General features: G+C 71.6%; 9 protein-coding genes. 1 reads left to right on the plus strand and 8 read right to left on the minus strand.

What is annotated here, in order from left to right; genetic code table 11:
* Positions 1-31 precede the first annotated feature (31 nt).
* Positions 32-1030, plus strand: coding sequence for a rhamnogalacturonan acetylesterase (locus tag WME82_RS08415; protein ID WP_438042401.1), 999 nt, complete (start codon positions 32-34; stop codon positions 1028-1030).
* A gap of 23 nt (positions 1031-1053) precedes the next feature.
* On the opposite strand, the gene WME82_RS08420 is transcribed toward WME82_RS08415, so the two are convergent.
* The 8 genes from WME82_RS08420 to WME82_RS08455 form a co-directional block, all read right to left on the minus strand.
* Positions 1054-1284, minus strand: a complete 231-nt coding sequence (locus WME82_RS08420) for a hypothetical protein (protein WP_438042402.1) — start codon at positions 1282-1284, stop codon at positions 1054-1056.
* 7 nt (positions 1285-1291) lie between these two features.
* A complete protein-coding gene (locus WME82_RS08425) occupies positions 1292-1495 on the minus strand; it encodes a hypothetical protein (protein ID WP_438042403.1) in 204 nt (67 codons plus the stop codon).
* Between the two features lie 37 nt (positions 1496-1532).
* Positions 1533-4016 carry a cellulose binding domain-containing protein gene (locus tag WME82_RS08430; protein WP_438042404.1) on the minus strand — a complete coding sequence of 828 codons (2484 nt, stop codon included), beginning with the start codon at positions 4014-4016 and terminating at the stop codon, positions 1533-1535.
* 942 nt (positions 4017-4958) lie between these two features.
* Positions 4959-6761: a hypothetical protein gene (locus tag WME82_RS08435; protein WP_438042405.1), complete on the minus strand. Its 1803-nt coding sequence runs from the start codon at positions 6759-6761 to the stop codon at positions 4959-4961.
* Between the two features lie 298 nt (positions 6762-7059).
* The gene (locus tag WME82_RS08440; RefSeq protein ID WP_438042406.1) at positions 7060-7284 is read right to left on the minus strand and encodes a DUF2188 domain-containing protein; all 225 of its coding nucleotides are present in this window, start codon (positions 7282-7284) and stop codon (positions 7060-7062) included.
* A 70-nt stretch (positions 7285-7354) separates the two neighbouring features.
* A complete protein-coding gene (locus tag WME82_RS08445) occupies positions 7355-7945 on the minus strand; it encodes a GTP-binding protein (protein WP_437744976.1) in 591 nt (196 codons plus the stop codon).
* Between the two features lie 378 nt (positions 7946-8323).
* Positions 8324-9571, minus strand: a complete 1248-nt coding sequence (locus WME82_RS08450; RefSeq protein ID WP_438042407.1) for a hypothetical protein — start codon at positions 9569-9571, stop codon at positions 8324-8326.
* 177 nt (positions 9572-9748) lie between these two features.
* Positions 9749-15676, minus strand: a complete 5928-nt coding sequence (locus WME82_RS08455) for a PAS domain-containing protein (protein WP_438042408.1) — start codon at positions 15674-15676, stop codon at positions 9749-9751.
* Between the last annotated feature and the right edge of the window lie 100 nt (positions 15677-15776).

Below are 15776 nucleotides of genomic sequence, written 5' to 3' on the forward strand. Positions count from 1 at the left end.
GTCGTGCACTGTCTTCCTGCAGGAGCTCGTCATGCGAATTCGGACCATCTTCATGACCGTCGTGCTTCATTCTTTCGTCGCCGGCATCGGCTTCGCGTCGGGGGGTTGCAGCTCGGGAGACCCCGACGATCACCCCGCCGCGCAGACCACAGGCAGCGGCGGTGGCGGCACCAGCGCCAGCGCCAGCACAAGCGCAAGCGCCAGCAGCGGTGCGGGCGGTGCGAGCAGCGCTTCCGGCCCCAGCGCCGCGGGTGTGGGCGGCGCGGGAGAGGGCGGCGGCGGTGCGGCCGGAGGGGCGACGAGCGCTTCAGGCGGCTCGGAAGGCGGCGGCGGGAGCGCCGAGCTGCCGGATGTCACGGTGTACATCGCCGGCGACTCGACCGTTCAGACCTACGTGAACAGCGCCCTTCACCAGGCGGGCTGGGGCCAGATGCTGGGAGAGTTCTTCGATGAGCGGGTGCGCGTCGAGAACCGGGCCATCGGCGGCCGGACCGCGCGCCGGTACATCGACGAGGGCCGCCTCGACGACGTCCTCGAGGACATCCAGAGCGGAGATTACTTCCTTGTGCAGTTCGGCACGAACGACAGCAACAAGACCGCGACGTACGAGCACGACGGCGAGACCATTCCCTATTACCTGGACCCCGCGACGGACTTCAAATCGTACCTCGAGCAGTACATCACGGGCGCGCAGGAGCGCGCCGCGACGCCGGTGCTTGTCACCCCGCCCCCGCGGCGATCGTGCTCCGGGGACAGCCACGAATTCGGCAACGGCCTGAGCGCCTATGCGCAGGCGATGCGGGAGCTCGGAGACGAGCTGGACGTGGCCGTCATCGATCTCAACGCGAAGACGCTCGCCCACCTGAACTCGATCGGGTGTGTGGCGGCGGGCGAGGACTTCTTCCTCGTCCGGGCGGACGGCTCGGTCGACGGAACCCATTTCAACGAGACCGGCGCCCGGGTCATGGCGGGCCTGGTGGCCGACGGCACCGAGGACGCCGGCCTGACGCTCGCGCAGTACCGGAAGTGACCTAACACCACAAAATCTTGCCGTCATGGCGCCCCCCACCGGCCACCAACCTGGTCGTAGTCGTGGTCGTAGTCGTAGTCGTGGTCGTGGTCGTAGTTCGTAGTTCGTAGTTCGTAGTCGTAGTCGTGGTCGTGGTCGTGGTCGTGGTCGTGGTCGTCAACGACTCGGCCGTGAACGTGAACGTCACCAGGAAGTCGCCGCTCTGATCTCCCACGATTCTTCTCGGCCAGCGCCCTCTTCGTGAGCAGCGACAATCGTCGGTCAAGGTATCGGCCTAACGTTCACGTCCACGAACGTGTCGTCGACGACCACGACCACGACCACGACCACGACCACGACCACGACCACGACCACGACTACGATTACGATTACGTTGATGATTGATGAGAGGGAGGGGGGCGGGTTTTGGACCTTGAGCGCGACCGAACGGGCTTGGTGAACCCCGATGGGGAGTTCCTTTACCACCCTCGCGTGGGCCGACCCGCCGCCTGGCGCGTCCGCGTCACCTCACATGGATGTCCGGCTTCGGGGGCGCCGCCATTCCGCCGCCGATATGGAAGCTCGGGTGGGGCGGCTGGTTGTAGGCGGTCTGCTCCGAGCTGACCTGCATGCGGTACTGGGGGTCGTGCATCAGCGTGTAGAGCCGGCGCGTCGTCACGTTCGTCGTGGTGTACAGCCGCAGCGCCGAATTGTCGGACTCGCGCCACACGATCTCCTCGCGCCAGTCGCCGAGCAGGTCGGCCGTGAGCGCCGGCGTCGACTTCGTGCCGTTGTTCGAGGCGCACTGGCTGCAGCTGAGGAGCGAGCCGCCGCCGTACTTGGTGATCGACGTGTTGTTCTGCAGCTCGCGCAGCTCGTCCGCGTCCCACCAGATCAGGAAGTTGGCCGACGCGGGCTGGCTCCCGACGTTCGACCCGCTGGTCGCGGACAGGAGCCCTCCCGTGGAGTTGGTCCACATCTCCGCGCCGGCGTTGCTCGCGAGCACGTCGCCCGCCACGCCGCGCCCGGTGTCGGCCCCCGTGACGGGGCCCTGCTTGAGGATCGCGCAGGAGTTCGCGTCGTGAATGTCGTAGGTCGGCTTGGTGCCGTCCTCGTGCGGCATGAACACCTCGAGCCCCGGGCGTGAGAGGACGAAGTCGCTGACGTGCAGCGCGTCGCCGTGCCCGAGCGCCGTCGAGCACTTCCGGGTGCCGTTGCTGTCGATCGTCGAGGCCCCGTAGATGACCTCCTGCGCCCCGTCGGCGTCGACGTCGGCCACGACCATCGAGTGGGCGCCCTGGCCCGTGTAGGCGGTGTTCGCGTTGCTGTCGGCCTTCCAGATCTGGGTGAGCTTGCCGCCGCGGAAGCTCCAGGCGGTCACGGTGGCTCGCGTGTAGTAGCCGCGGGCCATCAGGATCGCCGGCTTGCCGCTCGCGTCCTGGCCTGTCCCGAGGTCGCTCACGAACGCCGCGCTCGCGAGGAACCGATCGACCCGGTTGCCGTACGAGTCCCCCCACGAGGAGACCGTCCCCCGGGCCACATCGAAGGCGACGGTCGCGAGCTCCGCGCCGCTCGCGCCGCTGAACACCGTCAGGTACTCGGGGCCGGTGAGCACGTAGCCCGCGGCGTTCCGGTAGTCCGCCGCGTCGTCGTCGGAGGCCGCGGGACCTCGGCTGAGGTAGGCGCCCGCGCCGTCGCGCGTGCCGGGAGCGGTCTTCACCGCGATCTCCGCGTTGCCGTCGCCGTCGAAGTCGTACACGACGAACTGCGTGTAGTGCGCGCCCGCCCGGATGTTCCTCCCGAGGTCGATGCGGAAGAGGCGCCGCCCGTCGAGCTTGTAGGCGTCGAGGTAAACAGGCCCCGTGCAGCCAGCCTGGGAGTTGTCCTTGGCGTTCGAGGGATCCCACTTGAGGATGATCTCGTACTGCCCGTCGCCGTCGACGTCTCCGACGCTCACGTCGTTCGCGGAGTACGAGTAGCTCTCGCCGGCGTTATCGCACTTCGATGGAGTCGTCCCGCCCGCGGGGGCCGTGAGGGGGATGCGGAGGTAGTTCTGGCCCCAGGTCGCGGCGGCGGGGGAGGCGGCCTGAGCGACGCCGCCGACGACTGCCCGGACCGTGTAAGTCGACGAGCTGGTGCCGGCGGTATCGAGGGTGTTGGTGCTGTTCGTGACGTTCGCGATGCGCGTGCCGTTGCGGTACACATCGTACGAGATCGCGCTCGGGTTCGCTGCGTCGTACTCGTAACCGAACATCCGCCATCCGACGTAGACGCCGTTCGAGACCTTGACGGCGACCACGCCGCGATCGAGGTCCTCCATCTGGTAATGCCCGGTCGGGGCGGCGCCGCCGCTGCCGCCGGAGCCGCCCGCGCCGCCGGAGCCGCCGGAGCCGCCGGAGCCGCCGGAGCCGCCGGAGCCGCCGCTGCCGCCGGAGCCGCCCGCGCCGCCGCTGCCGGTGCTGGCACTGGTGCTGCTGGCGCTGCTGCTGCTGCTGGCGCTGCTGCTGCTGCTGGCGCTGCTGCTGCTGCTGGCGCTGCTGCTGCTGCTGGCGCTGCTGCTGCTGCTGCTGCCGGACCCGCCCGCCGTCACGCTGGTGAGCGCTGGGCGCTGCGAGGGGCCGCTCGCGTTGGCGCAGAACCCGAAGCTCGTCGATGCCCCCACCGCCAGGGTCGCGTTGTGCGCTGCGGGCGTGGCGACCAGCTGCGACCCGCTCACGCTCGTGGTGGCGCTCCACGCGTTCGTGAGCGTGGAGCCGTTCAGGTTGGTGGTGATCCGCCAGCTCGTCGTCGTCGTGGTTCCCGTGTTCCGGATGGCGACGTCGGCGCAGTACCCGGTCCCCCAGTCCGACGCGACCGTCAGCGTGGCGGTCAGCCCGTCGCCCGTCAGCGGTTGATCCCAGGCTTCCTGTTGCTCGAGCCCCCCTTCGGGCCCGTAGGCGTCCTCCACGACGCACGCTCCGAGGAGCACGAGGGCAGCGGCGGTCGCTGCCGACAAGCAAGTTCGCATGGAAAGTTCCTTTCAGAGCACGCGGAGCGCGAGGCGATCCGCGAAAGGTCCTCGGCTTCCAGCGCCGGTGGCCCTGGGGCCGGCGGCGCTCGGAGACCGAGGATCAATGAATGACCTCCATGGTTGCTCGAGCAGCTCGGGCCCAATCACGAAAGCCACTCGTCCTCCGCGTTTTTCGGCAGATGGGAGTTTTTGCGGCGTACGAGAATGCGTGATCGTCCCGCGAAGCCTGATGATGGCGGGCGCCCACCGAGGTTCCCTTGCCCGCGATTTCTCGACATCTTCTCGACATCCCTTGCCGATCTCGTGCAGACGAGTGACCGTGCTCGTCCACGACGATCGCCGCCGCCACCGAGGCAGCGCCGGAGCCGCCGATTCTCGTCGGACACCGGGAAGGGGTGGCGTGTGTGAGCCTGCGGCGGCGTGCTAGCTCGACCACTGCCCACAGATAGTCCACACGGTGTGGACAAATGTTCAGGCGTCTGTGTGGCCGGGCGCTGCCGGTGGGCCTGGCTGCTGGCGCGCCTGCTCGGCGCCCGACGTCAGCGGAAGCCGGACCTGCCGCCGCGCCCGCGAGCCGCGCCAGGGATCAGGGCGCCGGCGGGCGGATCTGCTTGCGGACCTTCTTGCCTCCGCAAATCCCGCACGTCTCTGCCATCTGTCGGGTGTACTGTACTTCCTGTGCGCGAGCAGGCGTTCTCTCGCGTCCCGGCGAGAAATGTCGCGTCAGGCGCGGCGCGGAGGCCCAGCGCGGGGCCAGGCGTCCGCTGATCGAGCTGGGTGAGAGCGGACGAGCTCCGCTGCCCTGGCTCGGCCATCCCTCGCGGCTCGCGCCTGCTGCGCGCGGCTCGCGCAGCTCGGCGGAGGACGTGCCAAGCTCCAGCTCACGTGGGCTCGGTCTCGCGGTGCGACGCCTCGCTCACGCGACGAGGGCGGGCGCGGCTAAAGGCACTCGGACTCGCACGACTGCGCGCACTGGCTCGGCGTGAGCCGGCCGTCCTCGCGGCACAGATCCATGCACGAGTCGTAACACGCATCCGAGTTGTTCCGCACGAAGTTCACGGTCACGGTCCTCGCCGCCGACATCGTCACGAAGCAGCCGTTGCCCAGGACGCTGTCGCACCCGGTGAACACCACGTCGTGTCCCGCCGACGAGGCCAGGAGCATCACCTCGCTGCGCGTCGGGAACGCGGCAGAGCAGCTCGAGGTGCAATCGAGGTTCAGCGGCGTGCTCACCACGCGGCCCGCGCCGCTGCCCGCCGCGCGGACCACGCTGAGCGTCGATGTGCCCAGCTGCGGAGGGGTGACCTCCAGGAACGACACCGCGCTCGCCAGGCCGGCCCCGAGGTCGAACGTGGTGCGCGTGTGGCTCTGGCACGCGCCCGCGCCGGTGTTGCCGCTGCCGGCGTCGCTGCACACGCGCGCCGTGAGGGACGGAGGCACGACGAGCGATACGATCCGGTTGTCGCCGATCGCGTTGAGCGCCGCGCCGGCCCAGCGGCCAGCCCCGAAGCTCACGCGGGTGCCATAGAGGTCCTTCTCGGTGAAGGCCGTCACCACGCGCACGACCTCCGCGTACGAGGTGCCCGCGAGCACGGTCGTGGGCGTCGGCTCATCGTAGAACCGGCAGGTCCCGACGCCGTGCCCGCTCGTCCCGCCCTCGTCCGTGCACACGCGCACGCGCGCGCCCGGCGGGACGTAGATGGAGCGCGTCTGGTCGTTGCCGACCCCGGAAAAACCCCCGGTGTTGGCGCGGTGCTCCCCGTAGCCGAAGGCCGACACGCTGCCCCGGTAATCCTGCTGGCTGAAGAGCAGCACCATCGGCTCGATCTCGACGAACGAGATCGCGTTCCTGTAGGCGGCAGGCACGTTGTGCGCGCCCCCGTACTCGATGGTCGGGTTCTCGATCGTCGCGCAGCTCCCGCCTGTCCCGCTCACGCCCTCGTCGATGCAGTAGCGCATCCGGCTCGCGGGCGGCAGGCGCACGCGCGTGATGCTGTTGTCGCCCACGCCGCCGAGGTGACCGAAGCTCGCTCGATGGCGGCCGATCCCGAGCTCCTGGGCGCGGCCGTCCTCCGCGGAGACGCTCGCCCGGCCGAGGATGCCGGCCGAGCGCATGCAGCGATCGGCCATGTGGGGGACGCTGTGGAGCCCTTGGTCGTACTCGCCTTCAGGATAACCGCAGCTGTCATGGCGATAGTCCTGCTGGTGCATCGCCTCGTGCCAGATGACGCCCGCGACGCCGGCGCGCTCGAAGTCGCTCATCCCGGCGGCGGCGACGCCGTCGAGGTAGCCCCTGTCGATGTCCATCCGCTCGTGGGAGTCGCCGTACCCGTCGTACAGCGCGTGGCCGATGGCGTCGGTCAGGTCGGTGCACGTGGCCGTCACGTCGGCCACGTTGCCGCTGCGCATGACGTTGCGGACCTTGGTGTGCTGGGTGCTCCTCGGCTCGTTCGCGAACGGATCGTCGCTACCCTGGTAACAGGGCTTGTACCACTCCATCATCCGGTACCGCAGGCAGGCGTCGAACTCCTTGGTCATCGCGATCTGCCGGCCGGCCTGGTGGGCTTCCTCGAGCACGTCGCGCTGCGCGAGCGTGCACGAGCTCGTGTTCAGGTCTCCGTACAGCGCCTCTTGCGCCTCGGCGATCTCCGGGCCCGCGGGCTCCTCGATCGCGTCGGCCCCGCACCCGGCCAGCACGGCGGCGATACCAAGTAAAAGCGACTTCGTCTCTACCCTGTTCATGGTCGTTCCCTCGAGTGGCCCTGCCCGAGCCATCCCCGGAGCGGGGCGCTCGGGCGAGCGTGCCGGGCTCATCGCAATCGATGTGCCCGGCCCCTCGGGCGCGGCGCACCGGCGAAAAAGGCGGGAGATCGAGGCCCGCGCCGCGCGGCCTGCGGGCGTCCGCCGGCGCGTTGCGCGAAGGTTCGCTCAAGCTGGGCGGAGGCTCGCTCAACGGATCGGGCTCGGCCAGAGCCCCGTGGCGGCGAGCAGCTCGACGGCCCGGCTCATCGCCTCGATGAGGCGACCCATCTGGCCGCGGTCACGCCGCGAGCCGATGCTCTATCTCGATCGGCGTGAGCTGCGGCGGCTGCTCGTCGACGACGAGCGTGCTCCCCGGGTGCCGGCGGACGAGGTCCTCCGTGGACTCGATCGCTTCCTGCACGGTGCCATACGGGAGCGAGCGGGTGACGTATCCCTCGGCCGCGACCACCCAGCCCCAGCCGTCGGGGTCCGGCATGACGTGGTAGGCGAATCTCTGTGTCATGGCGTGTCCTCCCTCCGGCAGGGTGAGCCCGGCGCGCGCGAGCCGCAAGAGATCGGCGCTCGCGAAGGCCCTATCGCTGGCGGCGCTGCACCTCCTTGAGCGCGAGCTTCGAGATCGCCCTCAGGGTGTCGAACACGCCGCGCCCGCTCGCCGCCGCGGCCTCGAACTCGGGCGCTCCGCCCGGGTTGAGGAGCTCCCGGAGCTCGTCGATATCGGCGATCCCGTCGAGATCCCGCTTGTTGTACTGGACGACGAACGGCAGCCGCCCGGGCGAGCGGCCCTCCTCGGCGAGGTTGTCCCACAGATCGGCCATCGACTCGACGTTCGCGTCGAGCCGGGCGCGCTGAGAGTCCGCCACGAACACGACGCCATCCAGCCCCTTCAGGATGAGCTTCCGGCTCGCCCTGTAGAAGATCTGGCCCGGCACCGTGTAGAGCTGAAGGCGCGTCCGGAAGCCCGACAGGCCCCCGAGATCGAGCGGAAGGAAGTCGAAGAACAGCGTGCGATCGCTCTCGGTCTTGAGCGAGATGAGCCGCCCCTTGGCGCTCGGCACCGTCCGATCGTACACGTAGTGAAGGTTCGTCGTCTTGCCGCAGAGGCCGGGCCCGTAATAGACGATCTTGCAGTAGATCTCCCGGCTCGCATAGTTGATGAACGCCATCGGCGTGCTCCTCCAGAGTCGACGTTCGAGGGGGAGGCAAGGCCGGTCCCCGCATTGAAATTGAAAGCGACCGGAGGCCACCGCATTGGAAGCGATGGTCGCGGTCGTCCAGCGCAATGAAAACGAAGGCGGCCACCGGTGCCCGCGCTGGAAGCGGCGTCCGTGGTCGATCCCGCGCCGGGAGGCGAGGCGCTGGCCGCCCCCCACGCGTCCCGGCGTCCTGCGCCGCGCCGGGGGCGCCCCGCGCGCCGCGAGGCGCGCCCCCGGCACGTCGCGCGGCGCGCCGCGCTGCTCGCTCCCCGGCGCTACGTCACGCGCGGCCGGCGGCGAGCGGACGCGCCGCTGCTGCCGCCGCGAGCGGCGCCGCGCCGGCGGCGATCACGAAGACGCGTCGGCGATCGCGTGGAGGGCCGCCACGAAGCCCTCCAGGGAGGCGTCGCGCGCGTCGCTGTGCTTCACCAGCCGCTCGTTCACGGCGATGAGCTCCACCACGTCCGGGCTCGCGCCCGGGACCCGCCGGAGCTCGTGCACAGCGCGGCTCACCCGCGACGGCGGGTCGAGGCACGCGAGCGCCGACAGCGCCGCCGTCGCGCCCGCCTCGCGGCCCGCCGCGAGGGCCTCCCGCGCCATCCCGAGCAGCACCAGCGCGAAGGCGACCTGGATCGCCTCCAGGAAGCCGCGGGAGACCTCCTTGCCGCCCTGGCTGGCCTCGCTCCACGCGAGCGTCACGAGCTCGCCTATCTCCGAGAAGGCGCGCCTCGACATCAGCGTGGAGAGCGTCTCCAGGCCGTGTTTGTCCCACGCCGCCCGCGTCGTCAGCTGGCGCGCGAGCCAGGAGAGCGCGGCATACGCGTCGTCCCCCGCCCGGATCGCGCCGAGCGCGATGTCCATCAGCGCGGCCCGCGCCACGCCGTGCGCCTCGAGCCAGCCGAGCAGGTTCGCCCGCTCCGCGCCCCGCGGCGTCCGGCGCGCCTTCTCGAGGATCGCGTCCCGGAGCGCCGGGGGAAAATGGAGGATATCGACGCTCCAGTCCTCGTCCGAGCCGCGCGCGCGCTCCATCGCCAGCGCGGCCAGCGCGTCGTCGTCGAGCGAGAGCGCCCCGGCCCGCCTCGCCGCGAGGATCTTCGGGACGGGCAGATCGCGCAGCGCGGGGCGCTCCCCGTTCAGGCCGTCGAGCTCGTCCCCGTCGAGCAGCGGCGGCAGCCCCTTGTGGACCTTGGGCGCGAGGATGAACCCCGAGGGCCACTGGACAGGCTCGCGCCGGCAACGCTCGAGCACGCGCTCGTAGATCCCCGCCGGGACCTTGCCGCGCACGAGATCCGACAGCTCGATCCACTCCTCCTCGTCGAGCACGAGGCGCGGCACGCCGAGCACCTCGTGCTGGAAGTGCGCGGGATCCTGGATCGCGAGCCGCGCGAGCTGCCGGATCACCGGCCCGCTGAAGCCGCTCTCGCAGCGCGCCCTCCAGCGCAGGAGATCGGATGTCCCGAGCTCGTCGATGTGCTCGGACAGGAAGGCATGATCGTCTGGCTCCAGCGACGGCTGACGGAGCACATGAAAGAACGCGACGGGACGGGCACGGCCCCGGTGCGCGCGCACCAGGGCCTCAATCTCCGCCTTTCGCATGGCGCGACCTCATCACCCGAGACCCCATGTGGGATCAGGGACACTCTCAGGTCCATCGTCGCCAGGCGCAAGCGCGGCCCGTCATGACTCGTCGGTCGGTGGAATGACGGATCCTGTTCCTGACCGGTATGCCCAGGGTAGCGCCGGCGCGCCCGCTGTCAACGCGCTCGTCGCTGCTCAATCTTCGATGCGCCGCCGCCGCGGCTCCCGGCCGCTCGCGGGCGGCGTGACGTCGTGCGAGAGCGGCAGCTCGACGGAGAAGGTCGAGCCCTTGCCGATCTCGCTCGCGACGCTCACCCGCCCTCCGTGCGCCTCGACGATGGTGCGCGTGATGTAGAGGCCCAATCCGAGCCCGCCGTAATGACGCGACGAGACGCCCCGGCGATACCGCTCGAAGACCTGCTCTCGCACGTCGGCGGGGATGCCGATGCCATGATCGGTGACCGAGAGCCGGGCCGTCTCTCCGTCCGACGCGATGGTGAGCTCGAGCGGCTTGCCCCCGCCGAACTTGATGGCGTTGCTCAGCAGGTTGGTCACGACCTGCTCGATGCGCTGCGCGTCCCAGCGGCCGACGACCGGCCCGGCGGCGCGCACGTCGAGCGCGCAGCCCGCCCGCGCGAGCTGGTCGTCCAGGTACGTGGCGACCTCTCCCACGATCGCGCGGAGATCGATCTCGATCGGGTCGAGCTCAAGGCGCCCCGCGTGGATGCGGGAGACGTCGAGGAGCATGTCGACGAGGGCGACGAGGCGCTTGATCTGCCGCTGCGAGAGATCGACCGACGCGCGCGCCCGCTCGATGCCCTCCGGGCCGCGCGAGAGCTTCTTCTCCATCGAGTGGACGGCGAGCTGCAAGCTGGTCAGCGGCGTCCGGAGCTCGTGCGAGGCGACGGAGAGGAACTCGTCCCGCGCGCGGACGGCCTCCTCCGCGCGGGCGCGCGCCCGCTGCTCGTCCGCGAGCAGGCGGTCCCGCTGCTGCTCGGCCTGCACGCGCGTCGTGACGTCGCGGAAGCTCCAGACCCGCCCGACGATGCGCCCGCTCACGCGCTGAGGCTGGGAGTAGCGCTCGAAGACCCTGCCGTCGTCGAACGTCAGGGTGTCGATGCCGCTCGCCTCGCGGGGGTCGTCGACGCTCCCCGTCATCCTCGCTTCCTGGAGGAGCCGCTCCGAGTCCGCGAGCTGATCGAGGCAGAGCGCCAGGCGGTCGTCCTGCGAGAGGAGCACCTGCTCGGGGATCCCCCACATCTCCCTGAACCTGCGGTTGTGCCGCACGGGGCGGCCCGCGTCGTCGACGACCAGGATGCCGTCCGCCGTCGAGTCGAGCGTGGCCTCGAGCAGCGCGTGCGAGTGGCGCAGCATCTCCTCGGCGCGCTTGCGCTCGGTGACGTCCGTCGCGATCCCGCACACCGCATACGACGTCCCGTCCGGATGGCGCAGCGGGAACTTGAGGGAGAGGTACGCGTGCAAGCCGTCGGGCGCCGGAACGAACTCGTCCCTCTCGATGGGGTGATCCTCCCGCAGCGCGGCGAGATCGTTGGCGCGCACCGCGTCGGCGATCTCGGTCGGGAACAGCTCGTGGTCGGTCTTGCCGAGGATGTCCTCGCGGCTCACGTGCACGACGTCCTCGTAACGGCGGTTGATGAGCAGGTACCGCCCGTCCGGGGCCTTGACGAACACGACGGCGGGCGTGTTCTCGAGGATGGCGTGCAGGAGCGAGCTGCTGTCGTGCAAGGACGCTTCCGCGCGCCGGCGCTGCGTGTTCTCCTGCTGGAGCTCGCCGTAGAGCCGCGCGTTCTCGAGCGAGATGGCCGCCTGCGACGCGAGGACATCGAGGACGCCCAGCTCCGCGGTGGAGAAGGCGCCCGGGACCAGGTTGTTCTCGAGGTAGAGCAGGCCCATCGCCTCGTCCTGGCGCACGATGGGCACGCCGAGGACCGAGCGCCGGCGGCGCACCGCGTCGCCGAAATAGGGATCCATCGCGAACCGGTGCGGCGCGGCCGCGTCGGCGATCGCGATGGGCTTGCGGGTGCGGAGGACGGCTGCGCAGAGCGACAGGGGCACCTGCGACGGCGCCGCGAGGTGGCCGGCGGGGCCGAAGGCCCACTCGCCATCGCCGCTCGCCTCCGCCAGGACGAGGCCCTCCGGCGTCGAGAGGAGCAGGCAGCCGCGCTGCGCGCCCACGTGCTCCATGGCCACGAGCAGGAGCCGGGCGTGCAGCTGGGGCAGGACCAGCGCGCTCGAGATCTCCTGCGAGGCCTTCAAAATACCGAGCATATCCAGGTATTTGACGTCGCCACCCCCGGACGCGGGCCGCCGCGCGAGCTCGGGGTGCTGCTGGAGCAGGGCGCAGACCTTTGCCCGCGCGCCCCAGGCCTCGTAGCTGTCGCGGGCGCGCGCGAGGTAGGCGCTCGCCGCCGTGTCGAGCCCCCGCTGCTCGTAGAAGCGCGCGCAGAGCTCGCTGGCGAGCGCCTCGACCTCGACGAACCCGCCCGCGCGGGCGCCCTTGAGGGCCTGCTCGTACCCGCGCTCCGCGGCGAGCTCGTCGCCCGAGAGGCGCGCGAGCTCGGCCGAGACCAGGGCCACCTGGTGTGCGAAGTTCTCCGGGGACGCGTCCGCCAGCGCCGCCAGGTGGGCGAGGTGCGCGCGCACGGCCTCGAGGCAGGCTGGCGGGGGCGCGCGAGCGTGGCCGGCGGAGCGCGCGACCGCCGCGTAGAAGTGAACCTGGGCGGCCCCGAGGAAGCGGCGCGCGGCGTGCAGCAAGGCGCCCGCGCGCTCCGCCGCTCCGGCGGCCTCGCCCAGATCGCCGAGGAGCACGCGCGTCTGCAGGTCGAGGAGATGGCCATAGAAGGCCCTGATCGGCGCCCTCCGCGCGAGCTCGTCCGCGGAGCGCTCCGGAGGGCGGCCGGGCGCGGGTGGGTCGCGCAGCCGCGCGAGCAGCCGCAGCTGATCGCGGAAGATGTCCTGGTCCACCGGGCCGCAGGTGCGCTCGGCGAGCGCGAGGCGCCGCGAAGCCTCCTCGGCGACGTCGTCGAGGGAGTCGCCGACGAACAGCTGAAACGCGATGAGCTGGTGGCCGAAGTAGCACGAGAAGGGGTAGTTGCCGGCGGAGAGCGCCGCGTCCAGCTCGCGCCGCGCGAGCTCCAGACAGCGTCGGACAGGCATCTCCAGGTAGCCGAGCAAGACGATGAACGTGAAGCTCGCCCTGGGCCTGTAGGGCGAGTGCTCCTCGCGCTGGGCGAGCCGATAGCCCGCCTCGCCGAAGGCGAACGCGTCCGCGGGGCGCCCGCGCCGCTCGGCAAGGACGAGCCCGAAGGTCGCGTAGGCCGCCGCGGAGCTGCTCGTGTTCCCGTGCGTCAGCGAGAGCTCCACCGCGGCGCTGGCGGCGGCCGCCATGACGTCCCAGCTCGCGTGGTAAGCGGGCTGGTACAGCGTGGCGGCGAGATCGCAGACGGCCCGGGCGCGCGGGTCGGTCATGGGCGGCAGGTCCGGGAGGGCGGCGATGGCCAGGGCGCCGCCCTCGAGGCGACCCAGGACCGCTGCGACGGCGGCGTCCACCGCGGCGGCCTCCGGGTGGCGCGGCAGGGGGAGCCCGCAGTTGCCGAAGCCCGCGACGCAGCTCTCGACGGCAGCGTCCATCGCGCCTTGCGCGACCTGGATCTCGGCGAGCAGGGCGTACACGGTCGCGGCCACGCACCGCCCGGAGGCGCGCTCGCACAGCGACGCGCAGATGCGCTCTGCGGCCGCGAGCTCGCCGGTCGCGAACCGGCACTGGGCCAGCGCGAAGTCGAGCTCGAACGCGAGCCCGGCGCGCGCCGCCTCCCCGCGCGCGCCCGCGAGCAGCTCGGCGCCCAGCAGGAAGAACCCGATGGCCGCGGCGTGGTGGGTCGCGGCCTGGGCCTTCCGGCCCGCGCGCAGGTTGAGCTCGGCGGCCCGCGCCCGCTCCTCCGGGGACGTGATCCGCGGCGCTCCGCGGGTGATCTGGCGCACGATCTCGAAGAGCTGGGCCTCGACGCGGTCGGGCGGGAGGCCGTCGAGCAGGGCGCGCGCGGCGGCGAGGTGCGCCTCGGGCCGCTGCTCGGCGGGGGTGAGCTCGTAGGCGACCTGGTGGATGCGGTCATGCAGGAAGCGGATCTCGCGGTCGATCCGGACGATGAGCCGCAGGGCGAAGGCCGCCTGCAGGCGCTCGATGACGGCGTCTTCCGGGCAGCCGAGGAGGAGCGCCAGCGTCGTCAGATCCGCGGCGTCGCCGAACAGGGCGAACCGCCGCAAGGCGTCCTGCGTGCCCGCGTCGAGGCTGCGGAGGTTCGCGGCGATGATCTCGGCGACGTCGTCCGAGCACGCCTTCGCCCGGATCTTCTCGAGATCCCACCGGAACGCTCGGGCGGTGGTCGAGAAGCGGATCAGCCCTTCCTGGTGGAGCGTGCCCGCGAGCTGCGCGATGAACAGCGGATTTCCCCCTGTCTTCTCGTGGAGGCTCGCCGCGAGCGGGGCGACCTCCTCCCGGGGGGCGCGCAGCGAGTCGGCCACCCACGAGGTCACCGCGTCGGCGGACAGCGGGGCGATCGCGATCTCGGTCACGGCGACGTCCTGCGCGCGGAGCCGGCGGATCATCCGGCGCACCGCGTGGGAATCGGAGACCTCGTTGCTCCGGTACGCGCCGAGGATCAGCGTGTCGCGGACGTCGGGGTCGGTCGCCCAGCGCTCGACGACCTTCAGCGTCTCGGCGTCCGTCCACTGCAGATCGTCGAGGAAGACGATGAGCGGCTTCCCCGGCCGCGCGAGCGCGCCGAGGAGCTGGCGGAGCGCCAGCAGGAACCGCGCCTCGGCCTCGGGGGGCGGGATCTCGGGCGGCGGGCTCTGCTGGCCGAGGATCCGGGCGAGCGCCGGGAGCATGCCGGCCAGCAGCGACGCGTTCGCGCCCAGCGTCCCCGCGAGGCCGCGCTGCAGCTCCGCGCGCGACGCTTCGCCCTCTTCGAGGGCCTGGACGAGCGCGCCGTCCAGCGCCGCGAGGAGCGCCTCGCACGGGGCATGGCGCGGGGCCACCTCGCACCTGCCGCCGGTGAAGCGCGCCGCGGGCGCCCGGACCGACTCGCCCAGGTGATGGACCAGGCGCGTCTTGCCCACGCCCGGCGGGCCCGAGATCAGGACGAGCTCCGTCCGGCCATCGCGCCCGACGCGCGCCACCGCGCCCTCCAGCCGCGCGACCTCGCCGGCGCGGCCGTAGAGCCCGGGGGTCAGCCGCAGAGGCGGCGGCACGTCGGCGAGACCCGGCTGGAACGGCGCGATCCGCCCCTCCGTCCGGAGCGCCTCCCGGCACCGGACGAGATCGTGCTGGAGGCCGGCGGCGCTCTGGTACCTGTCCTCGGGGAGCTTCGCGAGCAGCTTCAGGACGAGCTCGGCGACGGTCGAGGGCAGCCCGGGCACGGACACGAGCGGCGACGGGGGGACGACCGCGGCGTGGCAGTAGAGCCATCCCAGCAGATCGTTCGCGGCGAACGGCAGCCGTCCGGTGAGGAGCTCGAACAGGATCACCCCGAGGGAGTAGAGGTCTGACCGGTGATCGATCGCGACGCCGAGGCGCCCGCCCTGCTCGAGCGACAGGTAGGGCCAGGTGCAGGGGGACGGACGGGCCGATCGGGGGCTACACCGGCCCGGCGAGAGCGACCAGGGGCTGAACCCGGTCAGCTTGATGGCGTCGCCGGGCAGGAGCATCACGCGGTGCGGGGTGAGGCCGAGGTGGACGATCTGCCGCCCGTGGATCGTCGCCAGCGCCCCGGCGATGCCGGTGGAGAGCCTCAGGAACCGGCCGAGATCCATCGGGGTGCCCATGAGGCGGGCGAGCGGCGTCGCTCCGTCGTCCTGGATCACGAGCGCGGGCTGGCCATGGAACGTGCAGATCCGCGCCGCTTCCATGGCCACGTCGCAGCCGACCAGCCGCGTCGCCTCCAGCTCGCGCCGCAGCGCCTCGTACTCGGCCGTCGAGGGGCGAGCGACCTTCAGGGCCTTGACGAGGACGCTCCGCCCCGCCGGCTCGCGCGCCCGGTAGAGCGCGAAATCCGGTCCTTCGTCCAGCACGGCCTCCGCGAGGTATTCGGTCGCTGTCTGCATGGCTCTGGCGTGCTGGGCGTCACACACGTCTCCGGGGCGCGGCTGCGCTCGAAAGCGCCTGCGCTGCGCTGCCGATCGGCAGGCAGGATCGGTACCAGCG

It is taken from the genome of Sorangium sp. So ce128, assembly GCF_051525245.1.
Classification (GTDB): Bacteria; Myxococcota_A; Polyangia; order Polyangiales; family Polyangiaceae; genus Sorangium; species Sorangium cellulosum_B.